The sequence below is a fragment of the Cobetia amphilecti genome, from assembly GCF_020217465.1.
In the GTDB taxonomy this organism is placed as follows: domain Bacteria; phylum Pseudomonadota; class Gammaproteobacteria; order Pseudomonadales; family Halomonadaceae; genus Cobetia; species Cobetia amphilecti.
The window spans coordinates 3,628,765-3,649,862 of sequence record NZ_CP084115.1 but is presented as its reverse complement, the minus strand read 5'-3'; the positions used below and the strand labels follow the sequence as shown (position 1 = coordinate 3,649,862).

The 21,098-nt window shown below is 63.5% G+C and carries 18 protein-coding genes; 5 read left to right on the top strand and 13 right to left on the bottom strand.

What is annotated here, in order from left to right; all coding sequences use genetic code 11:
* Positions 1–35: 35 nt before the first annotated feature.
* The 3 genes from LCW13_RS15200 to LCW13_RS15190 all read right to left on the bottom strand — a co-directional run bounded on the left by LCW13_RS15200 (position 36) and on the right by LCW13_RS15190 (position 1,865).
* A complete protein-coding gene (locus tag LCW13_RS15200; RefSeq protein ID WP_107335943.1) occupies positions 36–479 on the bottom strand; it encodes a GNAT family N-acetyltransferase in 444 nt (147 codons plus the stop codon).
* A gap of 44 nt (positions 480–523) precedes the next feature.
* Positions 524–1,129 (bottom strand): glutathione S-transferase family protein, encoded by a 606-nt coding sequence (locus tag LCW13_RS15195; protein ID WP_225347328.1) that lies wholly within the window; start codon positions 1,127–1,129, stop codon positions 524–526.
* A gap of 133 nt (positions 1,130–1,262) precedes the next feature.
* Positions 1,263–1,865 carry a LysE family translocator gene (locus tag LCW13_RS15190; protein WP_043332923.1) on the bottom strand — a complete coding sequence of 201 codons (603 nt, stop codon included), beginning with the start codon at positions 1,863–1,865 and terminating at the stop codon, positions 1,263–1,265.
* A 157-nt stretch (positions 1,866–2,022) separates the two neighbouring features.
* On the opposite strand from LCW13_RS15190, the gene LCW13_RS15185 reads away from it, so the two are divergent.
* The gene (locus tag LCW13_RS15185; protein ID WP_225347327.1) at positions 2,023–3,474 is read left to right on the top strand and encodes an aminotransferase-like domain-containing protein; all 1,452 of its coding nucleotides are present in this window, start codon (positions 2,023–2,025) and stop codon (positions 3,472–3,474) included.
* A 13-nt stretch (positions 3,475–3,487) separates the two neighbouring features.
* Here the strand turns inward: LCW13_RS15185 and LCW13_RS15180 are convergent, their stop codons facing one another.
* The 9 genes from LCW13_RS15180 to LCW13_RS15140 all read right to left on the bottom strand — a co-directional run bounded on the left by LCW13_RS15180 (position 3,488) and on the right by LCW13_RS15140 (position 16,376).
* Entirely contained in the window at positions 3,488–4,813 is a 1,326-nt protein-coding gene (locus tag LCW13_RS15180) for a methylated-DNA--[protein]-cysteine S-methyltransferase (RefSeq protein ID WP_225347326.1), read from the bottom strand.
* 114 nt (positions 4,814–4,927) lie between these two features.
* Entirely contained in the window at positions 4,928–5,452 is a 525-nt protein-coding gene (locus LCW13_RS15175; RefSeq protein WP_043332919.1) for an acyl-CoA thioesterase, read from the bottom strand.
* A 271-nt stretch (positions 5,453–5,723) separates the two neighbouring features.
* Complete coding sequence (locus LCW13_RS15170; protein ID WP_225347325.1) at positions 5,724–7,034, bottom strand: short-chain fatty acid transporter; 1,311 nt, start codon at positions 7,032–7,034, stop codon at positions 5,724–5,726.
* 174 nt (positions 7,035–7,208) lie between these two features.
* Entirely contained in the window at positions 7,209–8,555 is a 1,347-nt protein-coding gene (locus LCW13_RS15165; protein WP_404813633.1) for an MATE family efflux transporter, read from the bottom strand.
* 156 nt (positions 8,556–8,711) lie between these two features.
* A complete protein-coding gene (locus LCW13_RS15160; protein WP_192839141.1) occupies positions 8,712–9,305 on the bottom strand; it encodes an outer membrane beta-barrel protein in 594 nt (197 codons plus the stop codon).
* 716 nt (positions 9,306–10,021) lie between these two features.
* Entirely contained in the window at positions 10,022–12,952 is a 2,931-nt protein-coding gene (locus LCW13_RS15155) for a sensor domain-containing diguanylate cyclase (RefSeq protein ID WP_225347324.1), read from the bottom strand.
* Between the two features lie 562 nt (positions 12,953–13,514).
* Positions 13,515–13,772: a YfhL family 4Fe-4S dicluster ferredoxin gene (locus LCW13_RS15150; protein WP_043334597.1), complete on the bottom strand. Its 258-nt coding sequence runs from the start codon at positions 13,770–13,772 to the stop codon at positions 13,515–13,517.
* A gap of 10 nt (positions 13,773–13,782) precedes the next feature.
* On the bottom strand, positions 13,783–14,292 hold the full coding sequence (gene coaD / locus LCW13_RS15145) for a pantetheine-phosphate adenylyltransferase (protein ID WP_043334599.1): 510 nt from the start codon (positions 14,290–14,292) through the stop codon (positions 13,783–13,785).
* Positions 14,293–14,501: 209 nt separating this feature from the next.
* The gene (locus tag LCW13_RS15140) at positions 14,502–16,376 is read right to left on the bottom strand and encodes a beta-ketoacyl synthase (protein WP_225348178.1); all 1,875 of its coding nucleotides are present in this window, start codon (positions 16,374–16,376) and stop codon (positions 14,502–14,504) included.
* A 478-nt stretch (positions 16,377–16,854) separates the two neighbouring features.
* Here LCW13_RS15140 and trmB point away from each other — a divergent pair, with 478 nt between their 5' ends.
* Positions 16,855–17,544, top strand: a complete 690-nt coding sequence (trmB, locus tag LCW13_RS15135; protein WP_225347323.1) for a tRNA (guanine(46)-N(7))-methyltransferase TrmB — start codon at positions 16,855–16,857, stop codon at positions 17,542–17,544.
* A 6-nt stretch (positions 17,545–17,550) separates the two neighbouring features.
* On the opposite strand, the gene LCW13_RS15130 is transcribed toward trmB, so the two are convergent.
* The gene (locus tag LCW13_RS15130) at positions 17,551–18,477 is read right to left on the bottom strand and encodes a LysR family transcriptional regulator (protein WP_192839139.1); all 927 of its coding nucleotides are present in this window, start codon (positions 18,475–18,477) and stop codon (positions 17,551–17,553) included.
* A 141-nt stretch (positions 18,478–18,618) separates the two neighbouring features.
* On the opposite strand from LCW13_RS15130, the gene LCW13_RS15125 reads away from it, so the two are divergent.
* The 3 genes from LCW13_RS15125 (at position 18,619) to dacB (ending at position 21,023) form a co-directional block, all read left to right on the top strand.
* A complete protein-coding gene (locus tag LCW13_RS15125) occupies positions 18,619–19,068 on the top strand; it encodes a PACE efflux transporter (protein ID WP_225347322.1) in 450 nt (149 codons plus the stop codon).
* Between the two features lie 4 nt (positions 19,069–19,072).
* Entirely contained in the window at positions 19,073–19,402 is a 330-nt protein-coding gene (locus LCW13_RS15120) for a DMT family transporter (RefSeq protein ID WP_043334608.1), read from the top strand.
* A 67-nt stretch (positions 19,403–19,469) separates the two neighbouring features.
* Entirely contained in the window at positions 19,470–21,023 is a 1,554-nt protein-coding gene (dacB, locus tag LCW13_RS15115) for a D-alanyl-D-alanine carboxypeptidase/D-alanyl-D-alanine endopeptidase (protein WP_225347321.1), read from the top strand.
* The last annotated feature ends 75 nt before the right edge of the window (positions 21,024–21,098 follow it).

Sequence of the window (21,098 nt, the reverse complement as noted above, 5' to 3'; positions counted from 1 at the left end):
TTGCTCAGTGGTCGTCCGGATAGAAGGCGGCTGTCTCAGGCGTTGGGGTTGTCCACCAGAATGCGCGAGAAGCGCACGATCTCGGCATTGCGGTTGGACCAGCCAAGACGCTCCCAGAAGCGATGAGCGTCATGGTTGTCGTGCAGGGTATCCAGATGCACCTTGTCGATGCCTTCGCTGGCCAAGGCTGCCAGACAGCGGTCGACCAGCGTGCTGGCGATGCCCTGGCCACGCATGTCCGGCGCCGTCATCACATGCTGAAGATAGCCGCGCTTGCCGTCATGGCCCGCCATGGCGCAGCCGACCAGGCGCTCATCGAGAAAGGCCAGGTGGCTCATGCCGGGGTTGCGCGCCAGATAGCGGGCGACAGGGGCATGGCGGTCGGCATCGCGGATGACCACTCCCGGGGTCGCCTCCATCATGGCGATGAAGGCAGGGTGGTCTTCCGGTGTCATTGGGCGATAGGTCAAGGTTGGCATCGTGTGTCCTGGCAAACGGCGGTCGTCGGGGATGCCATATCCTATCAGTCCCGCGGGATATCGAAATGCCCCGGCTGCGCCGCGACACGTGCCAGCCACGCCTGAATGGCGGGATAGTCATCCAGCGCGAAGCCGCCTTCATCGGCAACATGCGTATAAGCATAAAGGGAAATGTCGGCGATCGTGAATCGGTCCCCGACCAGCCAGTCATGCTCGGCGAGATGGTGCTCCATCACGCGCAGGGCACGCTTGCCACCATCCTGCTTGGCGGCGTACTCGGCGCGGCGCTCGTCGGGAAGGCCAAGGTAGCGATTGATGAAGCGGGCGGTGGCGATGTACGGCTCATGGCTGTACTGCTCGAAGAACTGCCACTGCAGCACCTTGGCGCGCAGGAAGGGGTCACGCGGCAGATAGTCACTGCCATCGGCGAGGTAATTCAGGATGGCATTCGACTCTGACAGCGTCTCGCCGCGATGCAGCTCCAGCAGCGGGATCTTGCCATTGACGTTGCGGGTCAGGAATTCCGGCGTACGGGTGTCGCCGGCCAGAATGTCGACCTCGATGTAGTGATGATGGCGTTCGAGCAGGTGCAGCAGCAGCTCGACCTTGTAGCAGTTGCCGGAGCGGCGATCACCGTAGAGTGTCAGCATGCAGGGAGCGTCCTGTGCGAGCGTGGAATTGGCGTCTCGACAGTCTAACCAACCTCGCCTGCATGAACAGTGATTATTCGAACAGTGTTCGACGATCCGGTGTCATTCGCGTACTCCAGATTCAGGCTGAGGGTCAGCCGAGGATCATCACCACGCAGGAAGCGGTCAGTACGCCCATCACGCGGTTGAAGATCTTCCAGGCGCGCTCGGTATTCAACAGGCGCCCGATGGCGGTCCCGAAGCCCGCCCACAGCGAGATGCACGGCAGCGCGACCAGTTCCGCGAAGCCTGCCAGCAATACGGCGTTGAGCAGTGCCGGGCCTTCCTCGGGCAGAAAGCTTGCCATCAGCGCCATGCCCATCACCCAGGCCTTGGGGTTGGCGAACTGGAACAGGCACGCCGCGAGGAAGGTCATCGGACGCGCATCCTGCTGGCTGGCGAAGTCTGGGGGCGGGGCGGTGGCGATCTTCCAGGCCAGGTAGAGCAGGTAGGCACTGCCCAGCACCTTCAGCAGCGTCTGCACGATGGGATAACGCTCGAAGACCAGCCCCAGCCCCAGCGCGATGGCGATGAACAGCACCAGGCAGCCGATCAGGATGCCGAAGATATGCGGCAGGGTGCGCCAGTAACCATAGTTGGCCCCCGAGGCCGTCAGCATCACGTTGTTGGGGCCGGGTGTCAGGGTCATCGACAGCATGAAAAGCGTGGCGGGGGCCAGAAAGGCGAGGGATTCCATGGGTGTCCTTCAGCGTGGTGGGCGTTGTCGAAGAGGCGTGTCTGATTGTATGGGTTCAATTTGTGGATGCCGGCACATTCCCGTGTTTTGTGGCTTGTTGGCGGCATGTTTTGAGCATAATCTGATGACAATTACCGTCAACAGGTTTTTTGTCACCATGACAATGTGGATTCCGACCCTGGACCCCGCCATGCCGCGTTACCGTGCGCTGGCGGAGGCCATCCGTCTCGATATCGCCGCGGGCCAACTCAAGGAAGGCGAGCGACTGCCGCCTCAACGGCGGCTGGCGGATGCGCTGGGCGTGACCATCGGCACGGTGACGCGAGGCTACGCCGAGGCCGAGCGGAGTGGCCTGGTGTCGGCGCGTGTCGGGAGCGGCACCTACATCAACGGCGCCACCCGGAGCGCGCATGGATCCTTCAGCAGCTTCGGGCATGCTCTGCGTGCCAGCAAGGCTTACGGATTGGCGCCAGAGCAGGAGGGCGCGCTGCCAGCAGCGTCCGGCGTGATCGATCTCACCATGAGCCTGCCACCGCCTCACCCCGCGCGGCAGCAGGGTATGGCGGCGGCGCTGGCCGCGATCAGCCAGTCACCCGAGGCCTTGCTGCGCAGTGTCGAGTACCAGAATGAATTCGGCGACGGCAGCCACCGTCAATTGCTGGCGAGCTGGATGGGCGAGCTCGGCATGCCGGTTGACCCCGAGGAGCTGATGCTGACCCAGGGCGGCCAGAATGGCATCACGCTGGCGTTGTCGGCACTACTGGCACCCGGGGATGCCGTGGTCACCGGCGCACTGACCTATCCCGGGCTGATCGTCGCCAGCGCCGAACGTGGCCTCAAGCTGTTGCGGGTGCCGCTGGACAAGGACGGCATGGATGTCGAGGCGCTGGCGCGGCTGTGTCGTCAGCAGGCGCCCAGAATGGTCTATGTGATGGCCGAGCAGAACAATCCGGGCGCGGCGCAGTTGTCTCATGCACGGCGCGAGGCCCTGGTTGCGCTCGCGCGTCAGCATGACTTCTGGATTCTGGAAGATGGGGTGCAATATCTGCCTGACGAGGAGTGCGGCACCCGTCTCTATCAGATGGCGCCGGAGCGCACCCTGTATGTCTTCAGTACCTCCAAATTGCTGGCCGGCGGCCTGCGCCTGGGCGTATTGCGGGCGCCGGTGGAGGTACTGACCCGCATCGGCGCAGTGCTGCGCAGCCACAGCTGGATGGTGGCGCCGCTGTTGATGGAGACGGTCTGTGCCTGGCTGACCAGCGGCAACGCGACACAGCTGGTGGCGTGGCAGATGGAGGAGATGCGCGCGCGCCAGCGACTGGCCCGCACGCTGCTGGCGGAGTGGTCGCCGGCGGCGCGGCCGTCCTCATTCGATCTGTGGCTCGAGTTGCCCGAAGGGCAGCGCAGTCAGGCGATGGTCGCGTCATTGGCCGAGCGGGGGGTGCACGTCACCAGCGCCGAGCCCTTCTGTGTCGGCAATGAGCCGCCACCGCAGGCCATCCGGCTGTGCCTGAGCGCTGCCGAGAGCCGTGAGGCGCTGACCCACGCGCTGGAAATCGTGCGCGAGCAGCTGCAGGCGCCGCCTACACTGCGCCCCATGACGCTCTAGCACATCGCCGCTCTCACTCCCGGCGGGTGCCGGACTCCTGCGCCAATCTGGCCTGCTTGAGCGGCACCCCCCAGCGATAGCCGCCGAGCCCGCCATCGCCGCGTACCACACGATGGCAAGGCGTCAGCAGAGCCAGCGGGTTGGCACCACAGGCATTGGCGACGGCGCGGCTGGCGGTCGGCCGCTCGAGCGCCTCGGCCAGCTGGCGGTAGGTCAGGGTATCGCCACTCATGGTGGCGTTGAGCTGCTGCCAGACGCTCAATTGAAAGGCGGTGCCACGCACATCCAGCGGCAGTTCGAGCAGCAGCGCATGGCTGGTCTCCGGTTGCTCACACAGCGCGAGCAACCGTGCCCCCAGTGAGGCATGCAGCAGGCGACTGGCCGCGTGACCGCTGCCGTCCTGCTCGTCTGCCTCCATCTGCTGCCAATTGGCTTTGGGCAGACGTGCTTCCAGCGCCTGCTGGCCCGCCTCACGACTGTCGCTGAGCTGGATGACGGCCACGCCACGCGCGCTGAGTCCTGCGCTCAGCCAGCAGGACTGTTCCGGTATCCCGAAGCGACACGGCCAATGCAATGCCAGCAGGTCTTCTCCCTGGCCGCCGGAGCGGCGGGCGCTGGGCGTGATGCCGTCCCTGCGTGCATAGGCGCGGCTGCTGGAGCGATAGCCGGCGGCGATGATCGCCTCGGTCACGCCATGGCCTTCCTCCAGCAGCGCATGGAACTGCATCTGACGCAGACCCGCCGAGTACTCGGAAGGAGACAGGCCCAGCAGTGTCGTGAAGCGGCGCTGAAGATGCGAGGCGCTTATCCCGTGCTCCGCCGCCAGGCTTGCGAGTGTCGGGGTGGGCTCGCCTGCGGCGACGGCCCGCTCCAGCTGCCGGCATACCGCCAGCGGCCAGGGCGAGGCGGGGGCTGAGGCAGCATCTACAGGTGTCGAGCGGGCGGCAGTGGAGGCGCGTGAAAGTAGGGCGTTCGATTCCGGCATCATCGGTGCTCCAGGCGTGGCCCTGACGGGACGGCGAGTCTGCTTGTCGGCGTGAGGGCGATCAGGCTTGTCGGACTGCTCAGGATGACAGCGCCGACAGGCGCGCATGCCTGCGGCTCGCGCCGCGTGGGCATCGGCAAACAGGCGCAGGTTGTCGCGGCGTGGCGCCGGGGATGGGCAGCCGATGCGACAGAAGATGCCAGTGGTGATCACGCCGTAGCGCAGTGCCTCCCCGGCGATCGGGTGGCGCGCCAGCAGACGCTGCCAGATGGCCTCATCGCACCCTTGAGCGTCGCCAGCGGCAGGTGGTGCCGTCATGCCTGCCGCTGTCTTTTCGCCGGACACTGATGTCATCGTTCATCTCGCTGTGCAAGGTTCACGATCAGTATCGCCATCCGCTCGGGGCTGTGCACTCCGTATCTTGTGCTGACTGTCAGGATTGCGCTCGCAGCATTTGCCGGGAGTCGCTCAGAACTCGATGGATTCCTGGCGCTTCTCTTCTTCTTCGGCCTGCTTGCGCAGCTTCTTGCGGATGGCGGCCTTGTGGAAGCGCAGCTTCTGTTCCTGGGTTTCCAGGTTGAGTGGCGGCACCGGCACCGGCTGGCCGTTGGAGTCGACCGCGACCATGGTCAGATAGCAGCTGTTGGTATGACGAATCAGGCGACCCTGGATGGATTCGGCGACCACCTTGATGCCGATCTCCATCGAGGAGCGGCCGACGTGATTGACCGAGGCCAGGAAGGTCACCAGCTCGCCGACGTGGATCGGCTGCTTGAAGCGCACCTGGTCGACCGAGAGGGTGACGACGTAGCTGCCGCTGTAACGACTGGCACAGGCGTAGGCGACTTCATCCAGCTTCTTGAGGATGGCGCCACCGTGCACCTTGCCACTGAAGTTGGCCATGTCGGGGGTCATCAGCTCGGTCATGATCAACTGATGCTGGCCGGGCAGAGCTTCGTTGAGGGCGGTCTGTTCTGGCTGGTTCTCGCTCATTGGGGCGTCCTTCAGGCACGGGCCTGTCAGGTGAGTGGGAGCTGTCAGGGGCTCTCAGGTGAAGCAATGGCTCTGGCATGCCGCGCAGAGAGGGATAATGGCTAGTCTGCGGGATTCGTGACGTCTTGGCACCCCGTGAGCGGCATATCAGCTATCTATAAACGACCTTGCCCCCACAGTCGCCTGTGGGGGCAAGGAGCTTGCGGGGTTATCGGTAAGGCTATCTGAATGGCTGGCTAAAAGGTTAGCTGACGCCTCCGTCAGGTGGGTGTCAAAGCAGTGTCAGACCCAGCGAGATGATGATGCCGGTCACCAGCAGCTGCACCAGGCAGAAGCCCATGATGTCCTTGGCCTTGAGGCCGGCGATGGCGAGCACCGGCAATGCCCAGAAGGGCTGCAGCATGTTGGTCCAGGCATCGCCCCAGGCGACGGCCATGGCGACGCGCGGCAGGTCGGCACCCAATGCCTGGGCGGCGGGAATCATGACCGGTGCCTGCACGGCCCACTGGCCGCCACCGGAGGGCACGAACAGATTGACGATACCGGCACTGATGAAGGACCAGAACGGCAGGCTGTCGGCGGTGGCAATCGACACGAAGCCTTCGGACAGCGTGGCGGCCAGCCCCGACTGCACCATGATCGCCATGATGCCGGCGTAGAAGGGGAACTGGATGACGATGCCTGCGCCGCCCTTGATGGCTTCATTCAGGCTGTCCAGCAGCTTGCGCGGCGTGCCATGCAGCACGATGGCCAGGAACAGGAAGCTGAAGTTGATCACGTTCAGGTTCAGTCCGCCGCCACGAATCACGAAGTGATCCACCAGCCAGGCGAGGCCGAACAGCCCGACGACCCAGGCGAGAATCGGCGAGTTCTCGAGACGCTCGGCGGGACGAGGCTGGTCGCTGATCTCGGTGTGCTTCTCCTCGAGCAGGGCCGGGTCCACGTACACGCTTTCCTTCTCGAAGGGCATCATGGCGCGATTGACCAGCGGCATGATGATCAAGAGCGCCGCGACGATGGCGATATTGAAGAAGGCTAAGATGGTGTCCGAGGTGGGCACGATGCCGATGCTGTCCTCGGTGAAGTGGCCCGCGGTGGCGATGGTCAGCGGAATCGAGCCCGAGATGCCCGCATGCCAGATCACGAAACCGGAGTAGGCACTGGCGATCAGCAGGCGGTAATCGACCTTGATCATCTTGGCCAGCTGCTTGGCGAACAGTGCCCCGATGACCAGTCCGAAGCCCCAGTTGATCCAGCTGGCGATCAGCGACACGAAGGTGACCAGCATGATGGCGCTGCCGGGCGTTCTGGCCAGCGAGGCGATGCTGGCCAGGCCTTTCTTCACCGGCGGGGTGTTGGCGAGCATGAAGCCCGAGATCAACACCAGCAACATCTGCATCGAGAAGGTCAGCAGATTCCAGAAGCCATCGCCCCAATAGCGCATCACCTCGGTGGGGGAGCGCTGTTCGATGAGCATGGCGGCTGCCGCTGCAACGACGGTCAGCAACAAGACGAAGATATAGGGGTCAGGCAGATAGCGCTCAACCAGCTTGACGGCTGGCCGTGATAGCGATTGCAGCATGTGAGAGTCCCTGTTGGCTTTTTATCAGTATGGGAAACGGGTTGGCACGCTCACATTAGTCTATTCGCTATCAGGAGAATATCGCGCGATGGTCGAGTGGCATGCCAATGCCAATGCCAGCGGCAAGCCTTTCAGCGCTGCATCAACCTGCTGGAGGCTTCAACGGGCATGGCATCAGCGCCAATGATGGCGGCGATGATGCAGGTAGTAGCCGCCGAGCACGGCAGAGCGCACGCTGGTGAACAGCAGGAAGGCCAGCCACAGTCCATGATTGCCGAAGCCTTCGAGCAGCGGCCACAGGCCGATGAAGGCCAGCAGGGATACCACCAGCGTATTGCGCATTTCACGCGTCGCCGTGGCACCGATGAAGATGCCGTCCAGCAGGTAGCTCCACACCGCAACCAGGGGCATGGCGACCATCCAGGGCAGATAGAGGGTGGCCAGGGCCCGGACTTCGGGAATGTCGGTCAGCAGGTGGATCAACGCCGGTCCGCAGAGCCAGAGCAGGCCGCTGGCCGCTGTCGCGGTGATCAAGGAGAAGCGGGTTGCCGCTCCCACGCTGCGCGCGAAGCGTTGCCAGTCGTTCTGGCCGACGGCTCGCCCGACCTCTGATTCCGCCGCCTGGGCGAATCCATCCAGTGCATAGGACGTCATCATCACGAACTGCAGCAGCACCGCATTGGCCGCCAGAACATCATCCCCGAAGCTGGCACCCTGCGAGGTGAAATAGGCCGTCGCGCCCAGCAGGCACAGGGTGCGTACGAACAGATGCTGATTGACGCGGATCAGCGCGCCCCAGGCGGGGAGAGACCGCAGCGCTGCGCGATCACTGCCCCCCGGCATGCGTCTGAGCTGGCGGGCGACCAGCCACAGGCCTGTGGCCAGCGCACAGTAGTCGGCGATCACGCTGGCCAGCGCCACGCCATCGCTGGTCATGCCAAGGCCGGGCACGAAGGCCAGGTCGAGCAGGATGTTGACGCCATTGGTCAGCACGAGGATGCCGAGCGTGACACGCGAATTCCCCAGCCCCAGGAACCAGCCCAGAATCACGTAGTTGATCAGCACGGCCGGTGCCGACCACAGCCGGATGCTGGCGTAGTCATGGGCCAGGGCACGCGTGGCCTCGCTGGCCTCCATCAGCGATAGTCCCAGGGTGATCAGCGGCGAGCCGGCGATGATCAACACCAGCCCGATGGCGAGTGCCAGCCCGATGCCCTGGCCCAGCAAGGTGCGCAGGCCATCGTGGTCTTCACGGCCATGGGCCTGTGCCGTCATGCCGGTCGTGCCCATGCGCAGGAACCCGAAGCCCCAGTACAGGAAGCTGAAGAGGACCGCGCCCAGCGTGACCGCGCCCAGATACACCGCATCCTCGAGATGCCCGACCACGGCGGTATCCACCAGCCCCAGCAACGGCACGGAAATGTTGGAAAGGATGATGGGCCAGGCCAGGCGCCACATATGGCGATCGGCGCGAGGAGGGAGTGGCGAGGAGATGTCAGTTTGGCGTGGGGAATCGGTCATTGGCGCTCCATTCAAGAGCTACAAGCCTACCCTTGCGCAGGAAGTCGTCAATGCCCTGTAAGAGCCCCGGATGTGATGATGCCCCGCAGAAACTCTGCAGGGCATCAATACAGGCGATGATTCTTGACGTTTAGTAAGAGAAACTAGAGTCGTTCTTTAGAAATACATGCCAGCGCTCAGGCTCCACAGATCGATGTCGACATCTTCATCGGAGCTGCCGCTATCCACATCGAGCATATAACGTGTGTATTCAGCACGGGCGAAAAGGGATTGATTGCTGTACTCAAGGCCGCCACCGAAAAGAGGGTCAGTGCCGTTATCCTTTTCCTTTTCGTTAAATGCTTTGGCTTCAGAGTCCCATTTGATTACGCCGATGCGCCCGATCACGCTCAAGCCACCATCTATCGGCAAGCGACCCAGCAGTGCAGCCGACACACCATCGATCTCAAAAGACGCGACCTGACCAACACCGCTGATCTTGCCCGTTGCCTCTCCCAGGTTGACGTAGCCCACTTCCATGCTGAAGTTCGGGTTGAATCGATAACCGCCGAACAGCGTATAAGCGGCATCCTTTTCGTCAACATTGGTGCCCTCGAAGTCATCGATATCATCGAGAGTGTCACTGTGATAGACAGCCTGCCCGGCACCCCCGCCCAGATAGAATTTATCAGAAGGAGCGGTGTCGCTGGCGGCATGCGCCTGTGCCGCAGAGAAGAGAATAGCGCCAGTAAACAGCATCCTTGCAAACATGATCAATATCCTTGCGTGTGTTGTTGATTATGATGGTTCCGTACGAGTTATATAATATCACCACAGATTTAATATATCGTCATATTGTATTATGAGGTTTCTCGACACAGTATCCTTGATGCGACGCACCCTCTACGTTGATCACTTGGCATGCACTATCTCCAGCTGGAATGAGTTCACCTGATACACTTGGGTGGAGCAGTGCGCCAACAGGCCGTCATACCGATAGGGACGCGAGCGCATCCATGCAGCCTACAGGGAGTGAGGGGAATGAAAACAAGACGAGAAGGATGGTTGGGGCTCATGGTGGGTGGGGCGATGGCTCTTGCCATGGCCATGCCCGCTCAGGCGCTGGACCTGCCTGGTGAACCGGAGCAGTCAGGGCCGGGAGCTGGCGCCATGGTGGCCGATGCATTGATAGGGCGCCCCCTGTTGTTGTTGACGACAGTCGCTGGCACGGCAGTTTTCCTGGTGTCTGCCCCCTTCGCGGCTCTCGGAGGGAATCTGGATGCTACGGCAGAGACATTGGTCAAGACGCCCGCGGAAGCGACATTCCGTCGCTGCCTCGGGTGTGAGTTGAGCCGTCGTGCTGATGAAATGTAAGACCTGAAGGAATATGGAAAACGTGAGACGAGCTATGACTCGATGATCCAGACACGACAACGCCGACCTCGAGGGTCGGCGTTGTCGTGTCTGAAGGGGGGTGAGAGCGGCGGTCAGTGCGCGGGTTGCCTGGCGTGGCTATCGGCTGCGGGCGGCAGTGAGTTGAAGCACAGCACGCGTTTGCGTCCGGCGCGTTTCGCCTGGTAGAGCGCATTGTCGGCCATGTTGAACAGCGCGTCGGTGGCCTGGCTGTCATGCGGCGCGTTGGCGACCCCGGCGGAGAAGCTCAAGCCGGTCAGCGGCCCCAGCGTCTCATGCTCGAAGACTTCTTCGTGGAAGGCTTCGAGAATGGCTTCGACACGTGCGCGTGACACCGCTGCGCTGGCACCGGGAATCAGGATCACGAACTCCTCGCCACCGTAGCGACAGGCTTCATCGGAGCTGCGCAGCGACTCACGTATCAGGTTGGCCAGGCGCGTGAGGACCTGATCGCCCATCTCGTGGCCGTAGGTATCGTTGACCTGCTTGAAGTGGTCGAGATCCAGCACCACCAGGGACAGCGGGTTGCCGATGCTGGCCTCGGCCAGTTTCTGGGGTAGCACCTCATCGAGGTGGCGGCGATTGAAGAGGCGCGTCAGCGTGTCCTTGCGCGCCTCATGTGCCAGACCCCGCTTCAGCTGCAGGTCGGCCAGTGCCAGCATCACCAGGTGGCTGACATCTTCCGCCAGGGGCTGCAGGCGTTCCAGGCTGTCCTCTTCCGGCGGGATCAGCAGCACGAATTCCCCCACCTGGCCATCCCCGACCGTCAGCGTCTGCTTGAGGTGACGAGCATCGGTGGGTGGTGTCCCCCAGTTGATATGCATCGTCTGATTGATGTCATTCGGGTCATGCAGGGTCACGTTGCCTTCGCAGCCGGCGAACAGGCTGGGCAGACGAACATTGAGCTGGGTGATGATCTCATCGAGCTGGGAGCAGGTCAGCAGGCATTCTGCGAGGTGATGGATCTGGCTGCGGCTCTCGGAGAGTCGCGACAGCTTGAGGTTGGCGGCCTGCAGGTCGCGCTGGGCACGCTTGCGGTCGGTGATGTCGTGAACGATGGAGAACAGCAGGGTGCGGCCGTTCAGGTCCACCGGGCCGGTAAAGATCTCGACATCACGCAATTCACCGTTGGCAAGCTGATGGCTGGCCTCGAAGTGGTTGTCGGTACGGTTGACGACCGCACGGATGCGCTTGGAGAGCGACTGGCTGGCCAGCACGTTGATACGGCCCAGTGGCATGCCGCACATCTCGCCGATGCTGTAGCCATAGAAGTCGGCGGCGACCGGGTTGGCATCGATGATCTCGGCAAGCTCCGGGTCGATCAGCAGCTTGATGGCGTTGCCGGTGCTGAAGACTTCCTGATACAGGGTCGCGTTCTCTTCGAGCAACTCGATGGCGCGGCGGCGGTCCTCGATATTGTTGATCAATACCAGGGTGCGCTCCTCGCCCTCCAGCGGTGTGAGGGTGACTTCCGCCCAGAACATCTGCCCCGTGTCGGTCTGCATGTGGTATTCGTCCTGGAAGCTGCCGCCTTCGCGCTGCAGCTGGCCCCAGGCACGTTTCATGCGACTGATCTCATCCAGTGAGAACAGCCCCCACAGCGATTGCTGGAAAAGCTCGGCATCACTCTTGCCCAGCAGGGCATGCATGGCCGAGTTGGCATCCGCGATGGTGCCATCCCGGTCGGCGACGATGATGCCCACCGGGGCGGAGTGATAGATGGAGCGCAGGCGGGCACGGCTGCTGATCAGGCGTTGCTGCTGCTCCTTGATCCAGTCGATATCGCTGTGAGTACCGATCATGCGCAGGGGCCGGCCATCCTCGGCACGCTCCACCACGCGTCCCTGATCGAGGATCCACTTCCATTCACCGTTGCGCGTCAGCATGCGGTGCTCGTTGCGATATTCTGCGCTGTGGCCTTCAAAGTGCTGTTTCAGGTCGTCGAGGGTGCGCGGCATGTCATCCGGGTGGATGCGTGATTTCCACTCATCGAAGCTGCTGCCGATCTCGTGTTCCTGGAAGCCGAGCGTCGCCTTCCACTGCGGAGAGTAGAAGACGTGATCGGTATCCTGCTTCCAGTCCCAGACGCCGGCGCCTGAGCCTTCCAGCGCGAACTGCCAGCGTTGTTCGGCCTCGCCCAGGGCGTCACTCATCTTCTGCAGCTGCTGATAGGGGTAGACCATGCGCGATGAATAGATGGCGTGATAGATCATCGCGTAGGCCACCACCTTGTACAGATGGCCGAGCAGATTGAAGACATCGAAGGCAGTGGCATAGAGCGTGAAGCACAGCTCGGAAATCCCCGTGGCCAGCGCCGCGACCGCCAGCCAGCCGGCATTGGTGCCTTCAGGCAGTCGGCGCGCGCCGAGCAGAAGTACCGCGGCCAGCACAGCGCTCAGCGCCAGGGCCCACTCGTAGCCGATCTTCCAGGCGGTCAGGCCGCTGCCGACGATGAAGGTCTCTGGCAGGAAGTCGAGATGAAAGAGGCCTATCCAGCTCACCGCCAGCCCGATGGCGAGCGTCAAGCCAAAGGCCACGGGCAGATAGCGACGCGGCACGGGGCGGGCTGTCAGCAGGCAGGGGGCCAGCAGCGCGATGATGAAGGCGGTCCGCCCTGCCAGCCAGAAGTGGATGGCCTTGCTGACGGAGGCTTCGCTGACGAAGTCGGGCATGCCGTCGTAGCTGAAGATATGCACCATGTCGAAGAAGGCGGAGAGCATGAAGGCGCATCCCATGACCAGAAAGCTGGTCGGCAGCGTCCGACGGTGCCCCTGGAAGATGGAGACGGCAGACATCAGTGCGACCAGTATCGCGCCCATTTCCAGCAGTGAATGCGGGACGAGGTAATGTCCGACCGAGCTGAACAGCTGCGGACGCGGCACCACGATCAAGACCACCATGATCGCCAGCATGACAAGCAACATCGCCGTGCCGGCATTGGGCAGCTGTGTGCGTGTCCCCAGGAAGGGGCGCTTGAGAACGGTAGAGAGAGAGCGAGAGGACATGGGCAATCCGTGCGCGTGAAAGGGGATGACCGGTGACTGCGTAACTACAGGATAGAATAGATTGTTTACATTATCCTAACAGAAAATAACCTAGAGTAGCGTTTGGTATTAATTGCGTAGCCGTTTAGGCAGGGGCCGAGAGCAGGCTGGGAGCCACGATGCAGTCTGGCCATGTCAGCAGCGGGGCCAGCAGCGGGGTCATTAGAGAGGCCGGCAGGACGGGCAGCGCGCCGGGGGGAGGTCTTGATCGCAACGAAGTGTGTCGCCAGCCGGCGTCTTTGCCCGTCGCGCCTTTGCCAGTCGGTGTTAGTGCCAGTCGGTTACGTTACCCGTTGGTGTCTTGCAGCAAGAGGCGCCGCGTTGGCGAGTCTGGCGCTGAAGCGTCAGTCAGGGCCGAGCCTGAGGAAAGGGCTTGTGGAGAGGGCTTGAGGAAAGAGCTTATAGAGAGGGCTTGCGGAGAAAGCAGGAGGTGTCAGGCAAGAAGCAAGCAGCAGCCGTCACGACGGATGTGGCGCAGTACAGGCCATGTCATCGCCATGACGGCTGCCGGAGCAGGCGGCAATCAGTTGCCGAGTGCGGCCGTGATGATGTGGTACTTGTCCATCAGCTCTTCCTGGCTTTCCTTGTTGGCCGGGTCGAGCGGGATGCAGTCGACAGGGCAGACCTGCTGACATTGCGGCTCATCGAAGTGTCCGACGCATTCGGTGCACAGGTCCGGGTCGATGACGTAGATCTCTTCCCCCGGCGAGATGGCCCCATTGGGACATTCCGGCTCGCAGACGTCGCAGTTGATGCACTCATCAGTGATGATCAGGGCCATGATGCTGTCCTCAGCTTGTGGCGGTGTCGTCGTCGGTAGCGGAGAAATGCCGGGCGAGGGTCTCGGCCACCAGCGGATGCACCAGACGCGACACATCACCGCCATGACGCGATATCTCGCGCACGATGGTCGATGAAATGTAGGAGTTCTGTAATTCCGGGGTCAGGAACAGGCTATCGACGTGCGGTGCCTGGGCCCGGTTCATGTTGGCCAGCTGCAGTTCGTACTCGAAGTCGGAGACCGCACGCAGGCCGCGCAGAATGATACGCGCATTCTGCTGCTCAAGCAGCTCTGTCAGCAGGCAGCTGAAACCGATGACCTCGACATTGTCGAGATGCGCCAGAATCCGGCGTGCCAGATCGATGCGCATCTCCAGCGGCAGCGCGGGGCGTTTGCTGGGGCTGTAAGCCACCGCGACCACCACCTTGTCGAACAGGCGCGCGCCGCGCTCGATCAGGTCGGTATGGCCATTGGTGATCGGGTCGAAGGTGCCGGGATAGACGGCAATGTTCTTGGGCATGACGAACTCGAGCTCTGTCGGCAGCGGGTCAGCCTGGTGACCGGCTGCAGTGGACGACGAAGGATGAGGAGCCGCAGAAGGCCGGGACGCAGTGGCTGTCGCGCCGCCGGCTCCCCCGGTACGCCGAGTGTAGAACCCCTCGCGCGGCTTGCCAGTCGCGGGAGGGGATTCGTCAGCGAGTGCGCTACCCGGGGGGCAGCCAGCCTGGCTTACAGCGAACCGAAGGGGTTGTCGACCTTGAGCGAGACGGGCTTCGCATAGCCGGGGATACGGATCTCGCGATCCGTGATCTCCAGCTCCGGACCTTCGAGCACGCCTTCACCGAAGCGATAGGTCGGCGTGAATTCGCCGCGCTGTGCCTTGTCCAGATAGTCGGCGCGACGCTGCTCGCAGAGACCGCTGCGCTCACGCCAGGCAGCCAGTGCCTCCTCGCCATGCCGCGCCGCCAGCAACTTCAGCGTGACGTCTGCCGACAGCACCACGCCACTGGCGTTGTTGCCACCGAAGCCCTTGGCATTGATGAAGGCGACGTCTGCGGTGAACTCGCGCGCCTCGCGGCGGATGTCGAGGTGGCTGTGATGCACGTCATCGGCGATGGCATCCAGCGTCGGGATACCCGGCAGGATGCCGGTCGCCATGCTGCCGAGCGCCGACACCGCCTGATCGCCCGCGGCACTGCCCTGGCTGTGGCCGACGAAGGATTTTACCGCCACCACAGGCCAGGCCTGGATGTCGTTGGCGCGAGCCACTTCATTGAGCACGTGGGATTCGGTGGTGCGGTTCTTCGGCGTGGAGGTGGCATGGGCGTGGACGAAGCTGCGCTGGCGCACGCCTTCATCGCCGACGATATCGCGCGCCAGCGCCACCGCCTTGCTCAGGGTGATGTAGTTGCCGACGCCGGGCGCCGAGATGGAACGCTTCCAGCCGTCGGCATTGACGAACACGTCCGGCATGCTGCCGATGATGCGAGCGCCGGTGTCCAGCGCCAGATCATCCGCCATCAGAATCACGAACTGGGTCGCTTCCGCGATGGTGAAGCCACAATTGCGCGCGAACGGGCGACAGGCCTTCTGGTAATCGCTGTCGGTGAGCACTTCCAGCGCGTCGAGGGCCTTGAGGCTCTCGTCATCGGCCAGGGCGCCCATGCTGCGGAAGCCCTCGATGACTTCCGGCGTGATCGGCGCATCGGCGGTGCCGACCATCACCACACGGCGACGGCCGCTGCGGATGTCGTTCAGGCCCAGCTTCAGGTTGTAGAGGAAGCTTGCGCAGGCGCCCATCGCGGCTCCGGCGCCACCGACATTGCCCAGCACATAGGCATTGAGGAAGTCGGCGGGCATCTGGGCATAGCCCAACGGCATCTGCTTGGAGGTGGCGCGCTCGCCGGCCACGAAGGACTTCATCAGTCCGCCCCAGCCTTCGGCGTCCATCTGGCCGATGGAGTTGCCGGCGTAGACGGCAATATCGTCCGGATCGAGGCTATCGCGCAGCGCATCCCAGTCCAGGCCGCTGTCGCCGAGGCAGTCGCTGGCACCGAAGATGGTCATCGACAGACCGCGCGGGTGATGCACGCTGCGATAGAGCTGCTCCGGCGCGAAGCCGCTGGGCAGCTGACCCGCGGCACGCACCAGCGCCTGACGATGATCGGGCAGCAGGACATCGAATTCGCCGGCCGGTACCGTGACTTCGACATGACGGTTGTCCAGCTCGCGGATCTGCCAGTCAGCAGGCGGCTGTTCCGGCAGCTGGCGGCTGCGCAGCGTGAAGGTCAAGTCCTGGCCCAGCGTCAGCTTTGACTGACGATTGGCAGGAATGCCGGTCGCGTTGAAGCGCTCGTCTTCAATGCGACGAATCAGGGTGTGGGACAGCACCTGGTCTGCCAGACGCTCCGCAAGCGCCTGAGCCTCGGCGGGCTGGCCTTCGGCATCGAACCACTGGCCCTGATCATCGCAGCGGGCGAGGTTCATGAGCGACGCGAGACCCAGCAGGGTCTCTTGACGGTCTGTCTCCGGCAGGGAGTCGAGCACCGTGCGTCGGAACGCCTGATGGCCCGAAGTTCTGCCGGCGGCATTGACGCCGCCCATGCCGACGATCACCGGTAAGTGTGACAAGCCGCTTTCCTCGTAAAAATACTGTGAGTCGTTGGTCTGGGCGATACCTCTGCGGATATTCGTCCAAATGATGGGCGGATGATAACACCCCCTCAATACAGGCGTCATGCACCCCCGCCTCTACGCGGGCGCGCCAGCGAGCGCTTGCTGCGAACACTGTGCGATATCTCTGCGCTCAGTGCGAGTCCCACTGGCCTGTTTTTGCACTCGTCATGGCACGGGATGATCGTGATTAAACGTTTGTTTGATTTTCGAATCGCAAGCTGCCATTCTGTCGTGGCTGTTTGAGTTGGTGTAGGCGCGTGCCGCGAGGCAGGCGCCTTTTTTTGTGTCCAGGCCTTCCTGCGCCGCCAGCCCCGGATGGGCTGTGCGCCATATGGCGCAGCCCGATGCAGGCGCATCTGCTAGACTCCGCGCGTGATTTTCCTGCCCGTTGCTATCGGAACTGCTGATGTACGCCAACTCCCGCCAGATCGATTCTCCCCAGACCGGCCCCCACGAGGATATCGAGCGTCGCGTGCGCCGTGCGATGGCGCATCCGCTGCGCAAACCCGTGGCGGAGCATACCCGCGAAGCGTTCCTGCAAGCGCAACAGTGGTTGTCGGCTCAGGCGAAGCCCCTGTGGCTGGACAGTGGCTGCGGCGTCGGGCGATCGACCCGTCAGCTGGCACTGGCGCATCCGGACCATGCCGTCATCGGCGTGGATCGCAGCGAAGACCGCCTCAGTCGCAAGCATGGCGAGCTGCCGGACAACGCCTTGCTGGTGCGCGCGGACCTCGTCGACTTCTGGCGCCTGGCGCTTGCCGCGGGCTGGGCACCTGCGCATCACACCCTGCTGTACCCCAATCCTTATCCCAAGGCGCGCCATCTCAAGATGCGCTGGCAGGGCCACCCGGTGTTTCCAATCATCATGGCGCTGGGCGGCCAGCTGGAGCTGCGCACCAACTGGGAGATCTACGCCCGGGAATTCGCCCAGGCCATCGAGCATGCCACCGGTGTCGAGGTGACGGCGCACGCCTTCGAGCCGCAGGGCGATTATCTGACGCACTTCGAGCGCAAGTATCACGAGTCTGGCCAGGCGCTGTGGCGACTCGAATGCCAGCTGGAACACACGCCCGAGCGCTACCCGCTGCAGGTCTGACGCGAATCACGCCGGTGGCAGGTTCTGGTTGGCGATAGCGGCGTGGCTGTTGTGGAAGGTGTCGCGCAGGGACTGGCGCAGCCAGCTGGCCGCGGGGCCACGAGGGCTGTCGCGGCGCGAGATCAGTTCGATATCGATGTCGGCGGTGGCGCCCAGCGCGCTCAAGTCCAGAATCTTCAGGCGCTGCTGGAAGGGCGGGTAGTGGGCGATATGGCGCGGAACCTGCGCCCAGCCCAGTCCGCGTGTCGTCAGCTCTGCCATCGCATAAAAGCTGTTGAGCTGCCAGAAGCGCTGTGAGCGTGGCCCCTCGTGGCCGGGTTCCAGTTGCTGACGTTGGCCGATCATCAGCTGGCGGTGATCGGCCAGATCACTGTGGGTCGGGCTCTCGAGCTGCGCCAGCGGGTGATCGCGTGCCACGATCAGCACCTGCTCCAGTCGCCCCAGCGCCTCGCGCTCCAGCGCCATGACACCCAGCGGCTGATAGAACAGGATGCCGAGATTGGCCTGGTGCTGCTCCACCCAGCGGGCCACCTCATCCTGCGCGCCATTGAGCAGATTCAGCGTCAGCGTCGGGTATTGCACCGCCATCTTTTCCAGCACCGCCATCACCGGCGGCATTTCTACCAGCGCCTCATCGATCGCCAGCGTCAGGCTGGCTTCCAGCCCCTGGCTGAGGGTGCGGGCGCGTGCCTCCAGGCGCTGGCACTGCATCAGCACGCTGTTGGCTTCATGCAGCATGGCCTCGCCCGCGGGCGTCAGCACCGGCGTACGAGGGCGGCGATCGAACAGCTCGCAGCCCAGGTCCAGCTCCAGATTGGCGATGGCGGTGCTGACCGCGGATTGCGCGCGACCCAGACGCCGCGCCGCCGCCGAGAACGAGCCCGTCTCCGCCACGCAGCGCAGTGTCTGCAGTTGCTCCAGTGTCCAGTTCATTGCCTCGCCTCGTGCCTTGATCCATCTGAATAATAGATGGATACCAACTTTAAACCATCTTGTATCTCTCTAGAATGCCTCCTCCATCCGCGTCGTGCAGCCCACCCGGCATCACACGCGGTGATCGAGAGGAGGTATGACATGCGTTCCAAGAAAGAACGTCTGGCTCAGGCAGTATTGCTGGAATTGGGCGGTATCCTGCTCGTGGCGCCGCTGTCGGCGCTGGTCACGGGGCATGACCTGGCGAGCATGGGCAGCCTGGCGGTGGTGATGTCCACACTGGCGGTGATCTGGAGTACGGTCTGGAACTGGATGTTCGATCGCTGGGTGCCGACCCGCCAGCGCAGCGCGACCCAGCGCATCGCTCAGGCACTCGGCTTCGAGCTCGGCCTGGTATTGGTGACCGTCTTCATCGTGGCCGCCTGGCTCGACCTGGGGCTGTGGCAGGCATTGCTGCTGGATCTGGGCTTCGTTGCCTTCTTCCTGGTCTGGGCCATGATCTTCAATCCGCTGTTCGATGCCGTGATGAGTCGTCTGCTGGCGCGCAAGGCCGCGCGTGAGCAGCAGCTGGCCCCCCACAACACGAGGTGATTCGATGAGTTATGTCTTCCTGGCAGTGGCCATATTGGCAGAGGTCATCGCGACCAGCGCGCTCAAGGCCTCCGAGTCCTTTTCGCGACTCGGCCCCAGCGTGATCGTGGTGGTGGGCTACGGCATCGCCTTCTATTTCCTGACGCTGGTACTGCGTGATCTGCCGCTGGGCGTGACCTACGCGGTGTGGTCCGGGCTCGGCATCGTGCTGGTCACCGTGTTCGGTGCGGTGGTCTATCGCGAGATGCCGGACCTGCCGGCCATCCTGGGGTTGGCGATGATCGTGGGCGGTGTCGCTGTCCTGCATCTGTTTTCCAGCGCCAGTCCTCATTAAGCTAGGGGCATCACGGCGCCTCCCGGCTGTGACATGGATGCTCACCGACGACGTCACTGGATGCCTCATGCCCCTATTTCGCACTGCACCGACCTCTGCGCGACCCTCCCGACTGTCTCCCCTGTTGCCCTTGCTGAAGGCGGCGGCGCGCCCCGCAGCAGCGGGCAAGTCGCTGCGTTTCACGCGCTCGCTGCGCCGACTGGCCATGGCGGCCGGTGCGACGCTTGTCGTGGCGGGCCCGGCGCAGGCGGCGGGCTTTGACAACCTGACGCGACTGACTGACAAGGGCTTCATCGTCAGTGCCCAGGCGCGCATGCTCGATACCGGCGAGACGCTGGCCTCGGTCAATCCCGACCAGCAACTGACGCCGGCTTCGCTGTCCAAGCTCTATATCGCCGGTGCGGCGCTGGACCGTTTCGGCCCGCAGTACCGTTTCTCCACGCGTCTGCGCAGCACGGGCACGATCAGCGGCGGCGTCTTGACCGGTGACCTGGTGCTCGAGGGCAGCGGCGACCCGGCGCTGACCAGTGAAGAGCTGTGGCGGCTGACCGAGGAGCTGCGCTTTCGGGGCATCCGCCGCGTCGAAGGGCGCCTGTTGATCAGTCAGTGGCGTTTCGGGCCGGTGCCCTGCATCAGTACCGATCGCTGCAATGCCTCGCGGCGTTCCAGCAATGCCTATGATGCGCTGCTGTCGTCCGCGGCCAGCAACTATGCCAGCTGGTGCGTGAAGGTGATGCCGGGTGCGGGCAGTCAGGCGCCGGCGCGACTGGCCAGCTGCGACACCACCCAGCCCACCGAGATCTTCGACAACCAGGTCACCACGGTCGGCGCGGGGGGCAAGAGCGCCATCAATGCCCGGCGTACCACCAGCAATGGTCGCGATACGCTGGTCGTCACCGGCACCATCGCCGCCGACAGCCAGCCGCGCAGCATCTACCGCGCCGTCTCCAATCCTGCGCTGTACACCGGTGAGCTGATGCGCGACATCCTGGCGCGCGCCGGGATCACGGTGACCGGCGGGGTGGACATCACCTCGACGGCGCCGCCCTCCAGCGCCGCGCAGCTCGGTAGCGTCGAAGGCAAGCCGATGCAGGAGTTGCTGACGCGCATGCTCAACTACTCCAACAACTTCATGGCGGACCAGCTGACGCTGGCGCTGGTCGGCGGCAGTCAGGCCACCTTGCGCCAGGGCGGCGCCAAGCTCGAGACCTTCGCCAGCGCGATTCCCGGTCACGGCCCGCTGACGATGTATTCCGGCAGCGGCCTGACTTCCCAGAACCGCACCAGCGTCAGTGGGCTGGTGGCGTTGCTCGACAGCATGTATCACCGCCCGGCGCTGTTCCCCACCTTCGTGGCGGGCCTGCAGGCACCGGTCAATGGCCCGATGCGCTTCATCCGCCGTGGCAGCGAGACCTTCCGCAATCACGTGATGGTCAAGACGGGCACCCTCAACAACCCGGTGCCGGTGCGCGCCATCTCGGGATACTTCCGCACGCAAAGTGGCCGCTGGGGCGCCTTCGCGGTGATGGTCAACGGCCGGGCGGCGGTGCCTTATCTGTCCTGGCCGCAGGTGCTGGATCCGGTCGCCGAGGACCTGACCGCGATGATCGAGCGCAACTGAGCTCCTGATCGCGAGCGCATGACACGAAAGCCCCGCCAATCGGCGGGGCTTTCGTGTTCATGGCCTGAGTGACAG